Here is a 21,365-nt window from a genome sequence, read left to right as displayed (position 1 = left end):
GATTGTTATAGATTGTGTCTGAAATTTCATTACACTGTTTAGAACATTTCGTACAAGCAGGAGTCAGATGTAACCTAAGTAACAAGGGGATTAAATTTCAAACGCTGTCTCGGTTGTGCTAAACTTTGTCAGATATAATTCAAGTTAAAAGGGAACTAAACCAGGAGTTTGGTTCCTTTTTATGTAGTGTAAATTACGATCTATTGTAAAAAAAACTGTATGATGTTAGGTAATGACGAACTTAAGGATGTCACAATTTTGACAGTACATCAGCACCAGAGTCTGGCACAGGCTTATTTTTAGTAATGAAAATGCCATCCTATAATAAAAAAATGCCACCAGATAATCAGAATTTTCATTTTAAATAGAGAATGCCACCAGATAATCAGAATTTTAATTTAAATAGAGAATGCCACCAGATAATCAATTTTCATTTTAAATAGAAAATGTCATCAAATAATTATAATTTAAATTTAGAAAAACTATCAAATAATCAAAGTCTCCATTTCATATAGTCATGCCACCTTATAAAAAGTTTTCACTTATGAAGATAAAATAAATGTTTCCATTCTGCATAGAAACTGTTACCTTATCATAAAGATTTTCACTTAGAATATTCCACTAATAAAATACCGGCTAATCATTAAAACTGCCAGTGCAGATCTCTGAAATTAGGTATACAATATTTTTACAGAAACGAAAGAAAAGAGAAGGAAAGGTATTATTATGGGGCGTATAACATATGGCAATTCGGTAGAAAAATGGGGTATACTTGAAGTAATTTGCCAGGGACCATCAGACAAGAATCCTTTTATAGATTATCAGCTAAAGGCTGTTTTCCAAGGTACAAATGAAACTGTTAGGGCTGAAGGCTTCTATGATGGAAATGGATTGTACAGGGTTAGGTTTATGCCTTCCTTTGAAGGGGAATATTCCTTTGAGCTGACTGCTAATTTTGATCTGGAGATAAGAAAAGGGAGATTTAAGGTATATCCGGCAGGAGAAAACAATCATGGACCGGTAAGAGTTGCGAATACCTGGCATTTTGCTTACGAAGACGGAACACCTTATTACTCCATCGGAACAACCTGTTATGTGTGGGAATTACAATCAGATGATTTAATTGAGCAGACCTTAAAGAATTTAAAGAAATACTCTTTTAACAAAATCAGATTCTGTATTTTTCCAAAACATTATGACTATAACCTGGGTGAACCTCGTTCTTATCCTTATGCAGGCAAACCCATGGATTCTACCCTGCTAAATAAAGAGAATTTTGGGCAATACAATGGCAGGGCAGAAGGAAATGAGTGGGATTTCAAAAGGTTTCAGTCGGAACATTTTCAGCACATTGAAAAATGCATCTTAAGACTGCAGGAATTGGGTGTTGAGGCGGACTTGATTGTTATGCATCCTTATGATCGCTGGGGGTTCTCCTGTATGAGTAAGGAGGAAGACAGGCTGTACTGGGAATATATAACAGCAAGGTTTTCAGCATATAGAAACATTTGGTGGTCTTTAGCCAATGAATATGATTTAATGAGAGAAAAAAATCTAAAGGATTGGGAAAGCTATGCAAGAATCCTCTGTGATAAGGATCCTTACGGACATTTAAGGTCCATACATAATTGTATAGCCTTTTATGATTACAGCCGTCCATGGGTTACTCATTGCAGCATTCAGAGACAGGACCTATATAAGAGCTCTGAACTGGTGGATGAATGGAGGATACGTTATAAGAAGCCAGTCGTGCTTGATGAGATAGCCTACGAAGGTAATATTCAATATGGGTGGGGGAATATAACCGGTGAAGAAATGCTCAGAAGATTCTGGGAGGCAGTTTGCCGTGGCGGTTATGCAGGACATGGTGAAACCTATTTACATGAGGAAGAAATCTTGTGGTGGTCCCATGGCGGTGAGCTTCACGGAGAAAGCCACAAACGATTCCAGTTTCTTTATCAGACTATGAAGCAGACTCCGGGCATCGGACTTAAACCATATGAACAGTGCAGTTGGGACGAAGTATGTGCAGTTCCCCAGGACGTGACATATAGAGGACAGTATTACTTATACTATTATAGTTTTATGAGGCCATCCTTCAGAGATTTTTACTTTGATGAGGAAACGGAATATGAAGTCAGAGTTTTAGATACCTGGAATATGACTATGGAAGAGAAAGGAATAAAGAAAGGAAGATTTCGTATCGAATTACCGGGTACACAATATATAGCTGTGCAGATTTTAAAGCATGAGATATGATTTGGGTTAATTTCAGGTTATTCTTTATAAGGATTCATATACGATAATCTACACCCAACTGGACGACCTATGAGAGTTATAGATTTAATGCTATTTAAACTGCTGTTCCGTAGCTCGAATTGTTGAAACATATCCTTTTTACAGTATTACTGGTTGTTATTAATTAAGGGTAGAGATATTAATTATAGCTCTACCCTTAATTCACTATTCTAATAATACGATTACATCGGAGGTGATTTATGGATGATTTAGTTGAATTTTTATATGAAATACGTAAAAAAACTGTATTGTATTTTGGAAACAGAAGAACCCTTGCTCATTTATCAAACTTCATATTTGGATATGTAACCGGACGAGAAGGTACAAATAAAGAAATTGATGGAAGTAAAAATTGGTTTAGCCCTTCAAATGGTTCTTTTCAAGAGTTTGTGGTGAAAAAGTATCAGATTACTTTTTCACAATCATGGTGCAATATCATTGAATTTCATTCATCTTCAGAAAATGAAGCATTTGAATTGTTTTTCAATTTGCTTGATGAATTTTTGGGAAAATAAACTAATTAATTTAAAATTGGTAGTAATTATTAGGAATGATGTTAATTCTGTGAAATAAAACTATATATCTAAGAATGTTCTATTATTCATTTTTGCTTGTTTTCATGTAAGAATAAGACATAGCTATAGAAGGGCTAGAGTGGATGATTACAGGTTATATCTAGAAACTTACAATTTACGGTTGATTTATGGAAGCATTATGATATACTTATTTAAATACATTGACGGAGAAAGTAAGTTTATTTTGAAAGTTACAGTGAATCGGAGACAGTGTGAACCCGATATAAGTAGAAATTTACAGAACATCACTCCTGAGTATCATACCGAAAGGAAACGAGTAGAGTATGACGGGTCCCTGCTGTGAATAAGGGCGCATATGCTTGTATGGCGAAATGGGTGGTAAGAGTCTGATGTACAGACCGTAACGAGAGTATTAACTCTCGTCCCGATGCGAATTAAATTCGTTTTTGGGGCGAGAGTTTTTTATTTGTCCCATCAGAGTATGGGAGGTGATCAGGCTATGGTAGTAGCCAATATGATTAAAGATGACATTTAAGATATTACAAATATGTATATTTTGAGAGGAAATGTTATCAATGGAAAAAATGGAAAAAAAGATAAAGGAAGAAAAGAAAAATGTATTAAAAAAGGAATTTCCCATATTGGAATATGATCCAAATCCAAAAGCTAAAATTGACCCAATTAAATTGACGCTTAAAACTGATGTTTCAGAATACTGTGTTATAACTTTCTTTGGTGATATAATCGACGAAATGCTACAGTCCAATAGATTAAAGCAGGCTGCAACATTCTACTCCGCTACGGTTAATTTACCTATATATGAAACGAGATATAATGGGAAATCCATTGCAATTGTTCAAGGGTTCTTAGGTGCTGCAGGCTCTGCTGCTTTATTGGAAGAACTCATTGCTATGGGATTTAAAAAGTTTATAGTTTGTGGTGCTGCTGGAGTCTTACAAAAAGGCATTCAGGTAGGTCATTTAATTGTACCATATTCAGCGGTTCGAGATGAGGGCGTTTCCTATCACTATGTAGAGCCTGGGAGAGAAATAGAATGCAATAAACATGCAATAAGCACTATTGAGAAAATGTTTAACAATGAAAAAATCCCGTATATTAAGGCAAAGACATGGACTACTGATGCATTTTACAGAGAAACTGAAGATAAAATTGCACTTCGAGTTTCGGAGGGGTGTGTTACAGTGGAGATGGAAGCTGCTGCATTTTTTGCGGTATCAAGATTCCGTAACGTGGTCTTAGGACAAATTTTATTTGACGGTGACGATTTAAGCGGTGTCGAATGGGATTCGCGTCAATGGACTAGCAGAGAAGAAATTAAGAGAGGGCTGGTTGAATTATCTTTAAAGACATGCATGGAATTATAAAACATTATTCGTTGTATGAGTATACTTTAGCATAATTATGCCAATATGCAGAGGTAATGATATACCAATTTTAAATGAAATGATACAAGCAGACTAGCCAATATAGTAGTCTGTTTTTCATGTCAAAAAAGAGGTAAATTAATTTGGGGAAATAGTAAATATTAACATACTTATTGAACTTGTCGCAAACGAACATAAACATCCACCCATCAGGAGATCACAAAATGAGGAAGGGGATTCTTTGGCACTTAGTTTTGATTCTGAAGAGTTTGTAACATGGCTGAATGATAATGTATTTATCTGATTCAATTGAAAAAGTTGCATTTGAAGAAAAAGATATTCAACTTGTCCTATCGGCACGATGGGGATATACTCTCCCTTATAAGGTGGTGTTGCGCAATCATAGTAAGAACATTTATAAGTGATTCAGTTCAATTCAAAGATTAGAATAATAAAGCAATTTTAATAGATAAGCATGCACAAAAACTTTTACTTCCCAATATACATATTGTAACAGCTTAGTTTCAAGGAGACATGAAATGAAGAAAAAGGGATTAGTAGCACTGGCTGTATTTGTATTTACAGCAGTGCTTTTATCCGGTTGAGGCAAAAGTAGTGGGGATCTGATAAAGGTTCAGGTAAATGAAGTAGCACATTCTATTTTTTATGCACCTCAATATGTAGCAATTGAGCAGGGATATTTTAAAGGTGAAGGCCTTGATGTGACATTGGTAAACGGACTTTGTGCTGATAAGACAATGACTGCGGTACTTTCAGGAGATGCAGATATCGGATTTATGGGACCGGAGGCAACAGTTTATGTGTATAACGAAGGAAAAGGTGATTATGTCGTAAACTTTGCACAGCTAACGCAGCGAGCCGGTAATTTTCTGGTTACAAAGGATAAGAATGAGACTTTCACCTGGGATAATGTGAAGGGAAAGACACTAGTCGGCGGGCGAGCAGGGGGACGCCAGGGTATAATGTAAATTTTGAGTCTATTGTATTGGTATGCAATTGGGTTAATAAGATTATTAGTCATAATAATAACCAATTACCATCAGATTAAAGTAAATGATGAATAGTATGCTAGATAACCAGAGATCTGTTAAATCCAAACGGGTAATGTCAAGTACTTAAAATGCCCACAAAATGATGTATAAAATTAAATGATAATGTATAAGAGGTGAATGTAAAAAGATATTGAATAAAATAAGTATCTTTTTGTGTTGTCTTATCGGCGATACGGGGAACCAACCCTCCCTCTTTATAAGTTGGCGCTGTGCAACACATCCGAAGATGCTAATATCGTGTAATTAGACTAATATAATAATAATAAGATATAAGTAAATAGTATGTATTCGTACCTATGGGAATATAAAGATTATGAATATGTTGAAAACGTTGGTAAATATAGAGGAGTAGTAAAGTTAACAGTCTTTAATGATATAATAGAATAACGTGTATTACAAAAAAAACCAAGTTATATATTTACATATAAGGGAAAATAAGGTATAATATGAAACGATAAAGGTTTTATAAATACATAGATATAATGGACAAGATATAAATTAATATTAATTTATATATATAACAAAAGAAGGGAGGGAAATGTCATGAATTATGTTAAACCAGAAGTAAAGGAAGTTAAGGTAACAAAGCCTGAAATAGTTATTATGTGTGCTCCTTGTAGAGGAAAAAACAATACTTCGATTTATTAATAATTAAAAGGTGCATTACTATGCACCTTTTTTATGCAATTCATTCTAGGCTTTATGAACTTAGAAAAACTATAAAGTAAAATACTAAATCTCATTATAGTAAAATCTGTAGAAATTTTAGGTATATACAATGGAATTTATAATAAGCAAAGCACTATCATGGCAAATAATAGATGGTACATTATATATTATTGATGAGCATACAAAAAGGATGTTTTTATTAAATGATGTAGCTGTTTTTGTATGGAATTCAATATGTAATAAAGATTCTATTGACACCATGATAAAAAAGATCACTAGCCAATATACAGTCAAAGAAGAAATAGTAAGATGTGATATTATAGAACTATATAATGATTTACAAACAAAAGGATTAATTGAATTGAAGAATAAAGAGGTACTATAGATGGACAGTGAAAATCAAATTTCTTCATTAAATAGCTTGACTTATGAAAAGGGGTTACCATATTCAGCATCTATTGAATTAATTACTAAATGTAATTTCAAATGCATTCATTGTTATATAGCAGAACATAACAAAGAAATGAAAGCAGCAGATGTAATTAAAATTCTAGATGAATTAAAAGCATTAGGAGTATTGGATTTGACTTTAACAGGTGGAGAGATATTTTTACTTAAAGATATAATGAATATTATTGAATATGCAAGAAAAATAGGATTTCGAGTTACATTGTTTACTAACCTCTCTCTCATGAATGAGGAAATTATTAAGAAATTATCGGAATTGTACATAACGGAAATATCAACGACTGTCTTTTCTCTTGATTCAGAAATTAACGACAAAATTACTTGTATTAAAGATTCACTAAATAATATTATTAAAAATATATTGTTAATTAAACAATATAATATTCAGCTAGAAATTAAAGTTCCAATTATGGATTATAATTATAATTCATATATAGAAATAAAAGATTTTTGCAATGAAAATGGGTTTAGATTTAATTATAGTACTGCTATTACAAGTAAAATAAATGGTGATACGAAAACACGCAAATTTAATATATCAGGTACTGATTTAAATAAAATTATAAAAGATTTAGATAATGTAACAAGTAACAAATTTAAATCAGATGATTATATTTGTGGAGCTGTTAGAAATAATATACATATTGATTGCTTTGGCAATGTATATCCTTGCATTTCACTACTATACAAATATGGTAATATATTTAATGATACTTTAGTTAGCATTTGGAATAATTCAAAGCAAAAAAAATATTTGAATTCTTTACGAAAGAAAGATTTTTTATTATGTACTAATTGTAATATAAATGATAAATGTGTAAAATGTCCTGGTATGGCATTATCAGAGGATGGTGATTTATTTGGTTGTTCATCTTTAGATCAATGCCTAGCAATTGCTAGGCAGAATATTCTTGAGTTATAAAAGACAAATATTAATGAAGGAAAATAATAAAAAATAAGACCATTTAATTTTTGATTAACTAAAATAAAGGTGCTTAATAAAGCATCTTTATTTTAGTTAATAAGAGGAAACTATTTTATATTTAAAGCTGTAAACAAAATAAGACAGGAGCAAATATGAAGCTAATAAATAAAACTTATAAAATGTATGATTACATAATCATTTCTTACAAGATTTCTAAAATAAATACAATTGGTATGGCTTTTCTAAAAATATTAAGCGCCTGTTTAGCTAGTATAATGGTATTAGTAACAAGCTCTTTTATTAATAATTTAATTAGCCAAAATAGTATTAAAAATATAAAGCTAAATTTTCTTGCTTTATTGATTACTATTGGATTAAATTGGTTAACTAATGCAATATATAAGTTTATTCATTTGAAATTATCATTAAAAATTAACGAAACCTTAACAATAACCTTTACTGAAAAAAAGGGAGCTCTAGCCTATTCTTATATTGAAAATCCAGAAACGTGGGAATTGATGGAGAGAATAGGAGATGATCCCTCTGAAAGATGGATAAAAGGAATAAATAATATATTGGATCTTTTAGTATTTGTTATACAAGCACTTGGCTTACTCATAATTATTGGTTCTAAAAATTACATTATCGCTATTATTATATTAGCTCTTTTAATACCTTTCTTTTTTATATCAATAAAAAATGGACAAGAAGATTATGATGCCTTTGAAACTTCAAGTGAATACTTTAGAAGAGCAAAGTATTTCAGAAAATTAATCTCATCTAGAGATAATTTTGAGGAGAGGACACTTTTTCAATATAATGAGTTTATAAATAGAAAGTGGTCTGATCAATTTTTGAAGGCAATTAAAGTTGAAATGTTAGCAAATCGAAAAATATTTTCAAGAGTACATATTGGAAATATTGGTATTTTATTAATAACTTCTCTAATTACATTTATATTAGTAATACCGGTAAAACAAGGAGAGATGTCAACAGGACTTTTTATAGCTCTTATAAAAGGTATAACAAGTTTTATTACTAGCATTTCATGGAAGTTTGCCTTGGTGATGATGGAATTGGAGAAGAGCAGGCTATATTTAAAGGATGTAACAGCATTTTCACAGTTAAATGAAGAGCAGGGAATAACTAATTTAACAGCAAGTATGGGACAGGAAGAAACATTGAATAGTATTGAATTTATTAATGTAAGTTTCTGCTATCCAGGAACCAATAAGAAAATATTAGATAATTTTACAGTTATTCTTGATGGATTAAAAAAATATGCATTTGTAGGGTTAAATGGGGCAGGAAAAACAACTATAATTAAATTGTTGACGGGTCTATATGATAACTATACAGGTATAATACTGATTAATCAAAAAGATATCCGTGATATAGAGAAACCAAAATTGAAGGCATATTTTTCAATAGTATATCAGGATTTTGCCAGATATGAAATATCCATTAGGGAAAACATTATTCTTTCTTACTATGGAAAAGGATTATTTAAAGAGGCAAGCAATATTCAACTGGAAACAATTATGAAAAATCTTGGAATGGATAATTTGTTAATTAACTTAAAAAACGGAATAGATACTAAAGTTGGGAAATTAGAGGAAGGAAGCATAGATCTATCTGGCGGTGAATGGCAAAAAATAGCTATTTTACGTTCACTAGTTAACAATGCTCCTATATATATACTAGACGAACCGACTGCTGCGCTTGATCCGGTAAGTGAATATGAACTATATAAGATATTTTATGAAATTATAAAAGAGAAGTTTGCAATATTTATAACTCACAGACTGGGAGCTGCTAGAATAGCAGATGAAATAATAGTCATTAATAATGGAACAATTGAGGAGCAAGGAAGCCACTTAGAATTAATGAAAAAAAATGGACTCTATGCATCTATGTTTGAAACCCAAAGGAGTTGGTATAATGAAGGCAATTAATAATTGTTATAGATTTATTATTAAAAGTGTAAAAGAAGTATTTACTGTTTCAAAAGGATTATTTCTTACAATTTATTTCGTTGCATTTATTCAAGGGATTCTAAATTCATTCCCAATTATTTTAATGCAGGTGCTTTTTGATCAAATAGCAAAGATATCATCAAGTCAAATATCTGTATATAGTGTACTACGAACTATATTTATTATGTTTGTGGTAAAATGCATTATTCAAGTCATGGCTGATTTAGGTAATTATTTGTATGAATATCATCATATGAAAGTAATACATAAATTAACAAATAGATTGAACAATCACATAGGTTTAATTAAAGCAATATCCTTTGAGGATAAAGAATTATTGGACCAAATTGAAAAAGCATATCAAGGTACTGGGCAGGTAAGAAAACTTGTTGATACAGTTCTTATGTTACTGCTAAATTATTTACCAAGTCTAGTTGTAGTTGGGGCATATTTATATAAAGCAAAGCCTGTACTGATAATTATATTATTATTAATATTTTTACCAGTACTTATATCTGAAATTTCAAAAGCAAAGCTATTTACAGATTTGGAAGATAAATTAGCACCCTTAAATAGAAAAATTCAAACATATAATGATTACTTAACAGGAAGAAAGTTTTTCAAAGAAACAAGATTACTTGGAACATTTCAATTTTTTTTAAAGAAGTTAAATGAGGCAATTAATATTCGCAATGAGGCAATGTGGAAGATTACATTCATAACAGATATTCGTGAATTAGGAACCAAATTTTTATCTCTAGGTGGCTATATATCTATATTAATTATCTTATATATATCTGTCTTAAAGAAAGAAATCAGTATTGGATACTTTGCGGCAATTTTTACATCGTTGGATAGTCTTTTTTTTATGATGGAGGAAATAGTAAGTAGCTTAGTAGGAGGAGTAGCACAGGTAACTGGTAAAATAAGAAATTATTTTAAATTTAGAGAAGTGATGCCCATTACAAAAGAGGGAATTTCTTTAAAATATCATGATTCAATAATTCTTGAAAATGTATGTTTTTCTTATCCAAATAGTTCTAATATAGCTTTGAATAACGTTAATTTAAAAGTGGGTAGAGGGGAAAGTATAGCAGTGGTAGGAGAAAATGGATCGGGAAAAACAACCTTAGTACGATTGCTAGCTGGAATTTATTCTCCGACTGATGGTAAAATTTTTTATAATGGAGTAGAATCAAATAAATATAATCCATTTGAATTATTCTATAATACATCAGCGGTTTTTCAAAATTATGGGAAATATGATTTATCTCTTGAAGATAATATAAAAATTAGTAATTTGGACAGTGACAAAAATGTAGATTTTATCCTAAATGATTTGGAAATGGAGATTCCCAAAGGTATTTATCCAGAAGGAATTAAAACAATGTTATCTAGGGAATTTGGTGGAATTGATTTATCAGGAGGTCAATGGCAAAAAATTGCTATAGCAAGAGGCGGGTATCGAGACAAAGATTTACTTTTATTAGACGAACCTACTTCTGCAATTGATCCAATTGAGGAAGCAGTATTGTATACTAAATTTCAGAAGTTGATTCGTGGAAAAATGAGTTTTATTGTTACGCATAGATTAGGGGCTGCAAGAATTTCTGATAAGATTATTGTCATGAAAAAGGGGAAGGTAGTAGGAATAGGAAAACATATGGAGTTGTTAAATACCTGTGATGAATATAAAAAAATGTGGCTAGCACAATCGGAACAGTATACTTAACCTAACCGAATTTGTTGAATGAAGATAGATATTACAATCCAATATATAAAATGGTATTAAAATAATAAGCAATTTTAATAGATAAGACATGCACAAAAACTTTTACTTCCCAATATACATATTGTAAAGCTTAGTTTCAAGGAGACATGAAATGAAGAAAAAGGGATTAGCAGCACTGGCCATTTTCGTTCTTATGGCAGTGCTTTTATCCGGTTGCGGCAAAAGTAGTGGGAATCTGATAAAGGTTCAGGTAAATGAAGTAGCACATTCTATATTTTATGCACCTCAATATGTAGCAATTGAACAGGGATATTTTAAAGGTGAAGGCCTTGATGTGACATTGGTAAACGGACTTGGTGCTGATAAGACAATGACTGCGGTACTTTCAGGAGATGCAGATATCGGATTTATGGGACCGGAGGCAACAGTTTATGTGTATAACGAAGGAAAAGACGATTATGTCGTAAACTTTGCACAGCTAACGCAGCGAGCCGGTAATTTTCTGGTTACAAAAGATAAGAATGAGACTTTCACCTGGGATAATGTAAAGGGAAAGACAGTTGTAGGCGGGCGTGCCGGCGGCATGCCGGAAATGGTATTTGAATATATCCTCAAGAAAAATGGTATTGACCCAAAGAAAGATCTCAACATTGTACAGAATATTGACTTTGGTTTAACAGCACAGGCATTTGCAGCAGGAACAGGAGATTATACTATCGAATTTGAACCGGCTGCTACAGCACTGGAAAAGGAAGGGACCGGAAAAGTTGCAGCTTCTCTTGGTATTGAGAGCGGCAAGGTTCCCTACACTGCCTATTCTGCGAAAAAAAGTTATATTGAGAAGAATCCGGAAGTAATTCAGAAATTTACAAAGGCAGTTCAGAAGGGACTGGATTATGTGAATTCCCATACACCGGAGGAAATCGCAAAAATCATTCAGCCTCAATTTAAGGAAACAGACCTGGATACTTTAACTACAATCGTCAAGAGATACTACGATCAGCAGTCCTGGAAAGAGAATACGGTTTTTCAGGAAGAGAGTTTTACGCTGCTACAGGATATCTTAGAGGATGCAGGGGTTATAGAGAAGAGAGCACCCTATACGGATTTAGTTGATATAACTTATGCTGAAAAAGCGAAATAATTATAAAAATGTTAAAAGTTGAGGAAGCTGCCTATAACGTAGCTTCCTCTTTTTGTTGTGTCTAACAGCACCATTGAATTGAAGTGGATTAAGAATAAATTAGTTCGTTAAGCAGGGAATCAAATAATATATTTCATTCTTAATATTCAATAAAAACAGCATAAAAAATCATAAAACATTAATAGAATATAATACCTGCAATCATTATAAAATAAACTGAACCGTAACATAAGACACGGAAATTTTCTCTCAATTTGATATAATGAATTAAGCTCCACAGAGAAATTGTGCTAAAAGAACGAAGGAGAATATAAATGGGAACATATGAACAACAGAGAAAATTCCTAAAATCCAATTTCAATGACTTTAAGAACATAACAACAGATAAAATGAAGGGTGTGCCGCAACCGGAAGAATTTAAGCAATATTCTTCGAACGCCATGCTGATAAATCTGCCGGCTGTTAAGACTGATATCCTGAAAAAACGAGATATTTATGAATGTATAAAGGATAGAAGAAGTACAAGACTTTATAGCGAAGAATCAATCAGCCTTGAAGAATTATCTTATCTTTTATGGGCAACCCAAGGCATAACCGGGAAAAATAAATCTGGTGGAAGTACTTTTAGAACAGTTCCCTGCAGTGGGGCAACGCACTCCTTTGAAACCTATTTATTTATAATGAATGTGACAGGTCTTGAGAAAGGATTATATAGGTATCTACCGGTTGAGCATAAGCTGTTATTTATGTTTGCTTTAGAGGATGTCGACACGAAATTAGATAAAATCACACTGGAGCAGCCATTTGTACCCCACTTTGCCAAGAAAGCATCCGTAACCTTTGCCTGGAGTACAACTCCTTATCGCTCTGAGTGGAAATATGATATTACAGCGCATAAGAAAATTTTAATAGATATCGGACATGTATGCCAGAATTTATATTTAGCAGGTGAATCTTTAGCTATGGGCGTTTGTGCAATCGGCATATATGATCAGGAAGCAGTGGATCATCTGTTTCAATTAGATGGAGAGAAGGAATTTATAATTTACCTTGCAGCCGTAGGCAGACAGAAAAGTAAATAGTTATCAATATAAGAAGAAGTATATTATATGGTTCTGCAAATTTACCAAGTAGCAATGCACAAATAGTTTAGGATGGTTATGTATAACTTTAATAGTAAGGTATTTAGCATACAAGAAAAATAGGACTTGTGTCAATTCAGTAGCCTATAAATATAACCATGCATTAATCCAGATAGGAACTGGATATGCATGGTTATATTTTATTATTAATCTGTAGAACTTCTGTAGAACTCTGTAATAGATTAGTCTTCCAAATTAACAAGCATAGATGTACCGATAACAAAACCACAGGAATCTAAGGCATTTACCTGATAATAGGGTCCATCAGATTTAAGGCATATTTTCGTTTCAAAACCGGTTCGTGGAGTACTTTCTATTATGATTGACAGACAATAGGGAGTTGGTCCTGCAAGTACCTGCCATGCGGCTGTCTCTGTTGAACCATTCCAGGAAGCAAATACCTCCACCATATCATAGCTTCTGACAATGGCTATACTTGGTGGATATAAGGGAAGACCTATCCACCTGTTCTTAAAAGCACGGTAAGACATATTCTCATTGGGAAAACGTACATCATATAAGAAGTTCAGCCAGGGTTCGGTTATTGTATTTCCTTCTTCCGCATATTCAGAGAGATATGGTTCCTCCCCCCAACCGATAAACTGATTCCCATTGGGAAGCTTTTGCACATTTCCCTGACTTGGTACGTATAGAGCAGGATCGTGGAAGTATTCTCTGACTGCATTAGCAGTCATATTGCAGAAATCAAGCTCCAGGATTAAACCGTGGGATTGGCATTGTGGCGGAGAGGTTGGCGAGGCACAGCAGGCATCATTAAACATGCTAATTCTGTTGTCAGATCTATAACGCGCATCATGCTGCCAGGAAAAAGTAGCATCAGGAGAGATCGTAAAGTCGCTTTGTTTCCCGCCTAACTGCCAGATAATGTCCCCGTTCTCTTTATTAAGTTTATAAATGGCCCACATATTACGCATGCTAATGAGCAGAGAATTATCGGAACCCTCGTCTATGGAATTAAGATGATAACAATCCCAGATATTATTGCTTTCTGATGCTGAGGATGCAGGCAGCATGGAGTCTGCAGGGTTAATATGGGAGAGTGCATTCCAGAAGAACAGAAGCTTTCCCGTTTCTAAATCAACCTCCTGAATGGAGTAATCATCAAAATAACCATCTTTCGGACCACCATAGGGAGTGAGATCAGCTGGTACTTGTTTTATCGCTGTAAATAATGCGGTGTTGCGCTTTGTAATAGTAAATTCATGCAAATCAGAAGTAAACCCATTCCTTGCTGATATTTGTTTGATGATATTGTAATGCTGATCTAATATATTATAATAAGCGCCAGGTTCCGGATCTCCTGCGGGCAGATCAAGTTCAGAAGACTGGGTACCGGATATGGTACCCTGCCACATGGTGAGCACCGGGTATCCATGATATGACTGTACTCTAAAATCAGTATTCTGTATATATTTACTGCATAGGGGCTGAAACCATATAGGATTACCCTTCTGATCCATAATCAATGCACCTGTCTGACCTATCATGGCAGCTCCATATATTGTATACGGTGCTACGAAGACGGAACCAGGTGCCGTACCCGGCTTAGCTACATTTACAGTTACTTTCATTGGATGCAGTTCAGGGGCAGAAACAAAATTCCACACCTGTTCTTTAGAATTCTCTTTGACTATTAAGGAGTTCTTTTCATCGTAATCATTCAGATCATCCATTTCTACTATCCTCTCCCCCAATATGATTCCTTTAAAATATGTTGATGTGTTTTCGTAAAGCCAGGGCAGTTTGAAAACTCATTGTACCGTTTGGAATGCTACAGTTTCCGGTATCCTTTGTTGTAATTCAGGAAATATAACTCCATTACATCCAAAAATCAAGCCTTGTATCCTTCGAAGTGCTACATGCAGCCCGGCATAAACAGTTTTTATATTTATCTAAACAAGAGCTTTTTTAAATTTGTATACACCAAGTGTAAACAACTTGCATAATAATATATGACTTATTTCGATATATTGTGAGCGAAAACAGCCAATCCAGTACTTTTTGGTACCGAAACAGAAGGATGAAAGAGGATACTGCCGTAGTGGAATAATTTTCATATTGTAATCCTTTTGGAATGTGTTATAATAAATTCGTAATAAATTTAATACTCTTGTAATAAATGTCTGGAATTGGAGGATACATGTTTAAATTTAAAAAAATAGCAACGTTTTTAATTGTTGGAACTCTGGCAGCTTTAGGCCGGGCAACAATGGTACAAGCGGAAGAGATGCCAATGGCCGGAATAGCTGTTGTACTCGATGATTTTTATGTTAATGCTGAAAACTCTGACGAAACTGCAGTAAAAAAACTTATGGAAGAAATATCCATACAAAATAATCTGGCTTTTGCACAGGTAGATAATTATGTTAATATAAGAAGTAAAGCAAGTGAAGAAGGTAAGATAATCGGTAAGCTATATGATAATGCTGCTGCAACGATCATAAGTGAGAAAAATGGCTGGTACAAAATTAAGTCAGGATCGGTTACAGGGTACATAAATGGAGATTACCTGGTTACAGGTGAAAAAGCAGTATCCATTGCAAAAAAAGTAGGGAACAAAGTAGCAGTTGTTGATACAACAACCCTAAAAGTAAGAAAAAAAGCTTCCACAGATTCTACAGTATTAACCTTAATAGCCATTGGTGATGATCTTAAGGTAACGAAGGAACTGGAAGGATGGGCTAAAGTCCAGGTAGATGAAAATACATATGGTTATGTTTCTACAGATTATGTTAAGCTTCAAACAACTTATGAAGAAGCAATTTCAATAGAAGAAGAACGTCAGCGCCTTGCGGAAGAGCAGGCAAGCAGCCAGGCAGAAAATCAGTCACAGAGCCAAAATCAAAGCAACAGCAGTTCTTCAAGTAACGGAAGCAACTCTACGAGCAAAGGCTCAAGTAGTAGTAGTAATAATAATAGTAATTCTGCTAGCAATAGTAATTACTCCTCAAGCGGTAACAGTATAGCTGATTATGCAGTACAGTTTGTAGGTAATCCTTATGTATGGGGCGGAACCAGCTTAACAAACGGAGCCGATTGCTCAGGTTTTACCCAGTCTGTATTTAGAAAGTTTGGAATAAGTATTCCTAGAACCTCCAGATCACAGGCAACGAGCGGAACAAGAGTATCTCTTGATAACCTCAGGGCTGGCGATTTAGTATTCTATGCCAGGGGCGGTACAATAAATCACGTAGCTATCTATATTGGCGGTGGACAAGTTATTAGTGCAAGCTCTCCTTCAACAGGAATAAGAATTACAAGTTATAACTATAGAACACCTGTTAAGGCTGTAAGATATAATTAAAACAAAACATACATTAATTTATAAAAGAAGCAGCTGTAAAACTATTTGGTTTTACAGCTGCTTTGTTATGCGGCTTATGTTATGCGGCTTATGTTATGCGGCTTATGTTATGCGGCTTATGTTATGCGGCTTATGTTATGCGGCTTATGTTATACGGTTTTAGTTTTACGGCTTTTATAGGCGGCTTTTTTGTTATACAGATAAATAATCAGGTTCGCTCAGGATATGATTTTTACAGTTTTTACCCAACAATTTCATATTGAAACAGTCATTGGCAGTTGATAGAATAATTTTGTAACAAAAATGTAATAACTGAATTTATGGAGGATAAATGACCAAAGTAAAAAGGCTGGCAACATTTTTAATGTTAGGAGTAATAACACTTACAGGCAAGACAATGGTAGTTCAGGCTGAAGAAATGCCAATGGCAGGGATAGCGGTTGTTTTAGAGGATTTTTATGATAATGCAGAATCTTCAGACGAAAAAGTAGTAAATAATCTGCTGCAAGATTTGACCATTCAGAAGAAGCTGTCTTTTGCCCAGGTAGCTGACTATGCGAATATATGGAACAAAGCAAATGAAGAAGGCGAAGTTGTCGGTAAATTATATGATAATGCAGCTGCAACTATCCTTGATCAAAAAGGAGCTTGGTATAAAATTAAATCAGGATCAGTTACAGGATACATACAAAGTAAATATCTTGTAACAGGTGAAAAGGCACTGAACATAGCGAAAAAAGTTGGAACCAGAGTGGCAGTGGTAAATACAAAAACTCTAAAGGTTAGAGAGAAAGCATCTACAAACTCAGCAGTCGTGGCATTAATAGCCAAAGGCGATGACCTGAAGGTTACGAAAGAACTGGAAGGATGGGCTAAGGTTCAGTTAGATGAAAATACATATGGATATGTATCAACGGACTTTGTTAAGCTCCAAACCAGCTATGAAGAAGCTGTCTCAATTGAAGAGGAAATACAGCGACTGGAAGAAGAAGCAATTTCTTTTGAAGAGGAAAGGCAGAATCAGGCAGCAGACTCTGTTGAGGCAGAAATAAAGCGTATGGAAGCTCGTGCAGTATCACTGGAAAAAGAAAGACTGCGACAGCTTGAAATTGCAAGCAATCAATCGCAGAATAATACAGGTACAGGAAATAGCTCTGCTACCAAAGAAACAACAGGCAGTAATTTCGATTTAGGAAGTAAGATTGTAGATTATGCAGTACAATTTCTTGGTAATCCTTATGTATGGGGAGGAACCAGCTTGACCAATGGAGCAGATTGTTCAGGTTTTACCCAGGCAATTTTTAAGAAATTCGGTATATCAATTCCAAGAACCTCAAGGGTTCAGGCAACAGGTGGAACGAGAGTCTCTCTTGATAATATGATTGCTGGCGATTTGATATTTTATGCCAAAGACGGTGTTATAAATCACGTTGGTATCTATATGGGGAATGGTAAAGTAATCAGTGCAAGTTCTCCTTCAACAGGTATCAGAATCTCAGATTATGATTACAGAACACCTGTTAAAGCTGTTAGATACCTTTAATTTAATTGAATTTAATTTAATAAATGAATATAAAGAAACGGAACAAATATTAATAATATTTGTTCCGTTTCTTTATATTCAGGTTAGATCATATGACCAAAAATAATTAAACTTAGCACGAAGATAATCCAGTACTTGACATCTGCTAAAGGAATTGATAATATAATCATAACACTGTTATTAAAAAAAACACTGTTATTAAAAAATTTTGCTAAAGCTATAAAAACAATTATTAAGAGCAGTTACAAAAAGAGCAGTTACAAAAAGAGCAGTTACAAAAAGAGCAGTGATAAAAAGCAGTTAAAAAAGCAGTTATAACAGTAATTAAAATTGTTATAAAGAAACACAGTTATAAAAAACATCTGATACTAGACAGCGCTATTAAAAAACGTTGTTATAATGTCGTTGTTTTGAAAGAAAACTACTATGAAACAAATACTGTAATGAAAAATAACGTAAAGCATCACTCTATAAAAACCATTGTTGTTGAAAACTATTTAGAAAAATAAGTAATGATTAAGGGGCTAAAGATGGCTAGAGAAGAACAGAAAATGAGAAGTGAAAGTGTACGTCAGGCAATCCTGGATACAGCCTTGGAGATAGGGATGAAAGAAGGCTTTGAAGAATTGTCCATACGTAAAATAATTAATCAGATGAAATACTCAACAGGTGTTGTATATCATCATTTTAAAGATAAGCAGGAAATAATTGATGCCATAGAAGCAGCAGAGACAAATTGGCTCCAGGGACAGATCAAGGAATTACTGGATGAATCAAAAGACGTTGCGGCAGAAATTGAAACGGTATTCAAACGAATCTTAAAACTTGCATTTGAAGAACCGGAAAAGTACAACCTAATAGTTTTGCACAAATACAGCCGAAGAAAGTCAGAACAGCCTGGATGGATCAAACACTTAAGTAAGAGATTACAGGATGGTATTAATACAGGACTTATAAAAGAAATGGACACAGAGAAGGCCGCGTTTGCAATCTGGAGTTCTTTTCTTGGTTTTCATCTGATGATTTCAAGACAACGGGAGCTGACAATGAAAGAGGCTGAAGAATTGTTCAAAGTCCAACTAAATATTATACTAAAAGGAGTATTACAGTGAGCGAGAATCGAATCATCTATGCGACTAAGACCAGGCATTCAAAGAAAATAGCAGAGGCTATTGGTAAGGCATTAGATATTATTCCTTACAATATCGCTTCTAGACCGGTGATAAAGGAGACAGACTTTTTATTTATTGTGGGAGGTATTTATGGCGGCAGCAGCCTTCCGGAATTATTGGAATTTGTACAAAACGTAGAAGGTAACAAAGTCAGGAAAGCAGTACTTATAACCTCCTGTACCGCTAAGAAGCAAGGTCAGGATTCAGTAAGAAGCATTCTCGAGGGCAAAGGCATTCCGGTAATTGATGAAATCCTATGTCAAGGGAGCTTTTTATTCATGAAAATGGGGCATCCCAATAAAACAGATATTACAGAAGCAGTCAATTTTGCAGTAAGCATAACACAAGGAGCAGTAAAATGAAAAAGATAGGACTAATACTACTAATTTTGATCGCAATTGGACTTGGGCTTTATATCAGTTTGGTCAACAGTTCAAAAAAAAGCCTTACGGCCATGGAATATGAAGAAGTGGATATGTCTGAAGTAGCTGATGGAGTATACCTTGGTGAAGTTGATGCAGGTCTGGTATATGTTAAGGTAAGTGTAACAGTAAATGAAAACAAGCTTATAAATATACGGATACTTAAACATAAAAATGGACTGGGCAGTAAAGCTGAATCAATAATTACAGAGATGCTCCAGCAAAACAGCTACAAGGTGGATGCTGTAAGTGGTGCTACTTTATCCAGCGAGGCAATAAAAAGCGCTGTCAGCAAAGCACTAAAAAAGGGATACGGAAATTAGTACATAACTGCTGCAAAAAGGAGAATACATGATAACTATTATTTCTGATGGTAAGATGAATTACATTGGTGAAGACCTTGTGAAGGAGATGACCGGTAAAGGCCACCAGGTCGAGCATATTTCCTTGGAGGGTGTAACGATTAAGCCCTGTACTAATTGCGGAGGATGTACCTATAAGACTTATGGCAAATGTGTAGTCCGGGATGACGGTGATTGGATATTTCCTAAAGTAATACAATCTGATGTTATTCTTTTTGTGACACCCATCGTGTTTGGAAGCTATTCATTTCCGATAAAAAGATTATTTGATAAATTTGCTCTAATAATGGAGCGCTTTTATTACATAGAGAACAAAGAGCTGGTTAAGGGTGGCATGCAGGGAAGGAAGTTTAAGTTCTTTGTATTAGGTTCCACAGACTCTTTACTGACGGAAGAAGAGCAGGCCTTTCAAAAACTCCATCATGAAAATCTTAGGATAACCAGAGGGGTGGGAAAAGCTTTTCTTATGAATTCTATACTTACTACTGATATGAAAAAGCAAATTACAGAGGAGGTATTAAAGGCATGAGAAATATACTTTTAATTAATCTAAGTCCCAGAACCCAAGGAACCAGTTCGTTGCTACTGCAAAAATGTGCAGACTACCTTACAGCCAGAGGACACCATACAGAGCTGCTTCACCTTTACCCAAGCCTTAAGGATAAGGTACAACTAATGCAGGCTGTGAACGCAGCAGATACTTTGATACTGGGTGGACCCTGTTACGTAAATACTTATCCGGCAGAGACTCTGACCCTTTTAGAAGAGCTGTCAGCTCACAAAGCTGTCTTGCACGGGCAGAGTCTGTACGGAATCATTCAAGGCGGAATGCCTTATGCCCATACTCACGAAAGCGGATTAGCCCTGCTGGAGATATTTGGACTGAAATGTAATATCAAATATAGAGGCGGATTTGTTATGGGCTTAGGTGCAATGCTGAATGGACAGCCTTTAGAGAAGCTTCTTAATGGGAAAACTGTTATCAGGCAGTTTCATATTTTCGCAGAGCATATCAGCAGGGACGAAAACACGCCTAAGGAGGATTATCTTAAGGCGCAGTTTCATGTACCCGTCATTATATATCGTATAATGGCTGCAGGGATGAATCGATGGATGAAAAAGGATCTTAAAAAGCGTGGTATTGATATTAATCAAAAAAGCCCATATTTGTTAGAAGACTAAATAAGCGGGGG

General features: G+C 34.3%; 18 protein-coding genes. 17 read left to right on the top strand and 1 reads right to left on the bottom strand.

Annotation, left to right across the window (positions count from 1 at the left end; genetic code table 11):
* The first annotated feature begins 726 nt into the window (after nucleotides 1-726).
* From BR73_RS0122325 to BR73_RS0122275, 10 genes are all read left to right on the top strand, one after another.
* The gene (locus BR73_RS0122325; RefSeq protein WP_081848844.1) at nucleotides 727-2,259 is read left to right on the top strand and encodes a DUF5605 domain-containing protein; all 1,533 of its coding nucleotides are present in this window, start codon (nucleotides 727-729) and stop codon (nucleotides 2,257-2,259) included.
* Nucleotides 2,260-2,498: 239 nt separating this feature from the next.
* On the top strand, nucleotides 2,499-2,813 hold the full coding sequence (locus tag BR73_RS0122320; protein WP_033168072.1) for a hypothetical protein: 315 nt from the start codon (nucleotides 2,499-2,501) through the stop codon (nucleotides 2,811-2,813).
* A gap of 596 nt (nucleotides 2,814-3,409) precedes the next feature.
* Nucleotides 3,410-4,219 (top strand): nucleoside phosphorylase, encoded by an 810-nt coding sequence (locus BR73_RS0122310; protein ID WP_242860745.1) that lies wholly within the window; start codon nucleotides 3,410-3,412, stop codon nucleotides 4,217-4,219.
* Nucleotides 4,220-4,941: 722 nt separating this feature from the next.
* Entirely contained in the window at nucleotides 4,942-5,208 is a 267-nt protein-coding gene (locus BR73_RS29825) for an ABC transporter substrate-binding protein (RefSeq protein WP_051685495.1), read from the top strand.
* An 862-nt stretch (nucleotides 5,209-6,070) separates the two neighbouring features.
* Nucleotides 6,071-6,346, top strand: coding sequence for a PqqD family protein (locus tag BR73_RS0122300; protein ID WP_033168070.1), 276 nt, complete (start codon nucleotides 6,071-6,073; stop codon nucleotides 6,344-6,346).
* Nucleotides 6,347-7,351 (top strand): radical SAM protein, encoded by a 1,005-nt coding sequence (locus BR73_RS0122295; protein ID WP_033168069.1) that lies wholly within the window; start codon nucleotides 6,347-6,349, stop codon nucleotides 7,349-7,351.
* A 155-nt stretch (nucleotides 7,352-7,506) separates the two neighbouring features.
* Nucleotides 7,507-9,309 carry an ABC transporter ATP-binding protein gene (locus BR73_RS0122290; protein WP_051685494.1) on the top strand — a complete coding sequence of 601 codons (1,803 nt, stop codon included), beginning with the start codon at nucleotides 7,507-7,509 and terminating at the stop codon, nucleotides 9,307-9,309.
* Nucleotides 9,296-11,062: an ABC transporter ATP-binding protein gene (locus tag BR73_RS0122285; RefSeq protein ID WP_033168068.1), complete on the top strand. Its 1,767-nt coding sequence runs from the start codon at nucleotides 9,296-9,298 to the stop codon at nucleotides 11,060-11,062. Before BR73_RS0122290 ends, BR73_RS0122285 begins: the two co-directional genes overlap by 14 nt.
* Nucleotides 11,063-11,213: 151 nt before the next feature.
* Nucleotides 11,214-12,206 (top strand): ABC transporter substrate-binding protein, encoded by a 993-nt coding sequence (locus BR73_RS0122280; protein WP_033168067.1) that lies wholly within the window; start codon nucleotides 11,214-11,216, stop codon nucleotides 12,204-12,206.
* A 314-nt stretch (nucleotides 12,207-12,520) separates the two neighbouring features.
* A complete protein-coding gene (locus BR73_RS0122275; protein ID WP_033168066.1) occupies nucleotides 12,521-13,288 on the top strand; it encodes a SagB/ThcOx family dehydrogenase in 768 nt (255 codons plus the stop codon).
* A gap of 242 nt (nucleotides 13,289-13,530) precedes the next feature.
* Here the strand turns inward: BR73_RS0122275 and BR73_RS0122270 are convergent, their stop codons facing one another.
* Nucleotides 13,531-15,042, bottom strand: coding sequence for an arylsulfotransferase family protein (locus tag BR73_RS0122270; RefSeq protein WP_051685493.1), 1,512 nt, complete (start codon nucleotides 15,040-15,042; stop codon nucleotides 13,531-13,533).
* Nucleotides 15,043-15,509: 467 nt separating this feature from the next.
* Between BR73_RS0122270 and BR73_RS0122265 the strand changes: the two genes are divergently transcribed.
* The 7 genes from BR73_RS0122265 to BR73_RS0122230 all read left to right on the top strand — a co-directional run bounded on the left by BR73_RS0122265 (nucleotide 15,510) and on the right by BR73_RS0122230 (nucleotide 21,354).
* Nucleotides 15,510-16,673, top strand: coding sequence for an SH3 domain-containing C40 family peptidase (locus tag BR73_RS0122265; protein ID WP_051685492.1), 1,164 nt, complete (start codon nucleotides 15,510-15,512; stop codon nucleotides 16,671-16,673).
* A 331-nt stretch (nucleotides 16,674-17,004) separates the two neighbouring features.
* A complete protein-coding gene (locus BR73_RS0122260; RefSeq protein WP_051685491.1) occupies nucleotides 17,005-18,216 on the top strand; it encodes an SH3 domain-containing C40 family peptidase in 1,212 nt (403 codons plus the stop codon).
* Between the two features lie 530 nt (nucleotides 18,217-18,746).
* A complete protein-coding gene (locus tag BR73_RS0122250) occupies nucleotides 18,747-19,328 on the top strand; it encodes a TetR/AcrR family transcriptional regulator (RefSeq protein WP_033168064.1) in 582 nt (193 codons plus the stop codon).
* Complete coding sequence (locus tag BR73_RS0122245; RefSeq protein ID WP_033168063.1) at nucleotides 19,325-19,750, top strand: flavodoxin domain-containing protein; 426 nt, start codon at nucleotides 19,325-19,327, stop codon at nucleotides 19,748-19,750. Before BR73_RS0122250 ends, BR73_RS0122245 begins: the two co-directional genes overlap by 4 nt.
* Nucleotides 19,747-20,133: an FMN-binding protein gene (locus BR73_RS0122240; protein WP_033168062.1), complete on the top strand. Its 387-nt coding sequence runs from the start codon at nucleotides 19,747-19,749 to the stop codon at nucleotides 20,131-20,133. The genes BR73_RS0122245 and BR73_RS0122240 overlap by 4 nt, the downstream gene beginning before the upstream one ends.
* A gap of 28 nt (nucleotides 20,134-20,161) precedes the next feature.
* Entirely contained in the window at nucleotides 20,162-20,701 is a 540-nt protein-coding gene (locus tag BR73_RS0122235; RefSeq protein WP_033168061.1) for an NAD(P)H-dependent oxidoreductase, read from the top strand.
* Complete coding sequence (locus BR73_RS0122230; RefSeq protein WP_033168060.1) at nucleotides 20,698-21,354, top strand: NAD(P)H-dependent oxidoreductase; 657 nt, start codon at nucleotides 20,698-20,700, stop codon at nucleotides 21,352-21,354. Before BR73_RS0122235 ends, BR73_RS0122230 begins: the two co-directional genes overlap by 4 nt.
* Nucleotides 21,355-21,365: the final 11 nt, after the last annotated feature.

It is taken from the genome of Clostridium sp. KNHs205, from assembly GCF_000702945.1.
In the GTDB taxonomy this organism is placed as follows: domain Bacteria; phylum Bacillota; class Clostridia; order Lachnospirales; family Lachnospiraceae; genus Anaerocolumna.
The sequence above is the reverse complement of the archived record's forward strand: the minus strand, read 5'-3'. Positions and strand labels throughout refer to the sequence as shown.

Bases quoted from the DNA above. Each gene is read 5' to 3' on its own strand.
- BR73_RS0122325 (WP_081848844.1), top strand. From the start codon at position 727: ATGGGGCGTATAACATATGGCAATTCGGTAGAAAAATGGGGTATACTT.
- BR73_RS0122320 (WP_033168072.1), top strand. From the start codon at position 2,499: ATGGATGATTTAGTTGAATTTTTATATGAAATACGTAAAAAAACTGTA.
- BR73_RS0122310 (WP_242860745.1), top strand. From the start codon at position 3,410: ATGGAAAAAATGGAAAAAAAGATAAAGGAAGAAAAGAAAAATGTATTA.
- BR73_RS0122300 (WP_033168070.1), top strand. From the start codon at position 6,071: ATGGAATTTATAATAAGCAAAGCACTATCATGGCAAATAATAGATGGT.
- BR73_RS0122295 (WP_033168069.1), top strand. From the start codon at position 6,347: ATGGACAGTGAAAATCAAATTTCTTCATTAAATAGCTTGACTTATGAA.
- BR73_RS0122290 (WP_051685494.1), top strand. From the start codon at position 7,507: ATGAAGCTAATAAATAAAACTTATAAAATGTATGATTACATAATCATT.
- BR73_RS0122285 (WP_033168068.1), top strand. From the start codon at position 9,296: ATGAAGGCAATTAATAATTGTTATAGATTTATTATTAAAAGTGTAAAA.
- BR73_RS0122280 (WP_033168067.1), top strand. From the start codon at position 11,214: ATGAAGAAAAAGGGATTAGCAGCACTGGCCATTTTCGTTCTTATGGCA.
- BR73_RS0122275 (WP_033168066.1), top strand. From the start codon at position 12,521: ATGGGAACATATGAACAACAGAGAAAATTCCTAAAATCCAATTTCAAT.
- BR73_RS0122270 (WP_051685493.1), bottom strand. From the start codon at position 15,042: ATGGATGATCTGAATGATTACGATGAAAAGAACTCCTTAATAGTCAAA.
- BR73_RS0122265 (WP_051685492.1), top strand. From the start codon at position 15,510: ATGTTTAAATTTAAAAAAATAGCAACGTTTTTAATTGTTGGAACTCTG.
- BR73_RS0122260 (WP_051685491.1), top strand. From the start codon at position 17,005: ATGACCAAAGTAAAAAGGCTGGCAACATTTTTAATGTTAGGAGTAATA.
- BR73_RS0122250 (WP_033168064.1), top strand. From the start codon at position 18,747: ATGGCTAGAGAAGAACAGAAAATGAGAAGTGAAAGTGTACGTCAGGCA.
- BR73_RS0122240 (WP_033168062.1), top strand. From the start codon at position 19,747: ATGAAAAAGATAGGACTAATACTACTAATTTTGATCGCAATTGGACTT.
- BR73_RS0122235 (WP_033168061.1), top strand. From the start codon at position 20,162: ATGATAACTATTATTTCTGATGGTAAGATGAATTACATTGGTGAAGAC.
- BR73_RS0122230 (WP_033168060.1), top strand. From the start codon at position 20,698: ATGAGAAATATACTTTTAATTAATCTAAGTCCCAGAACCCAAGGAACC.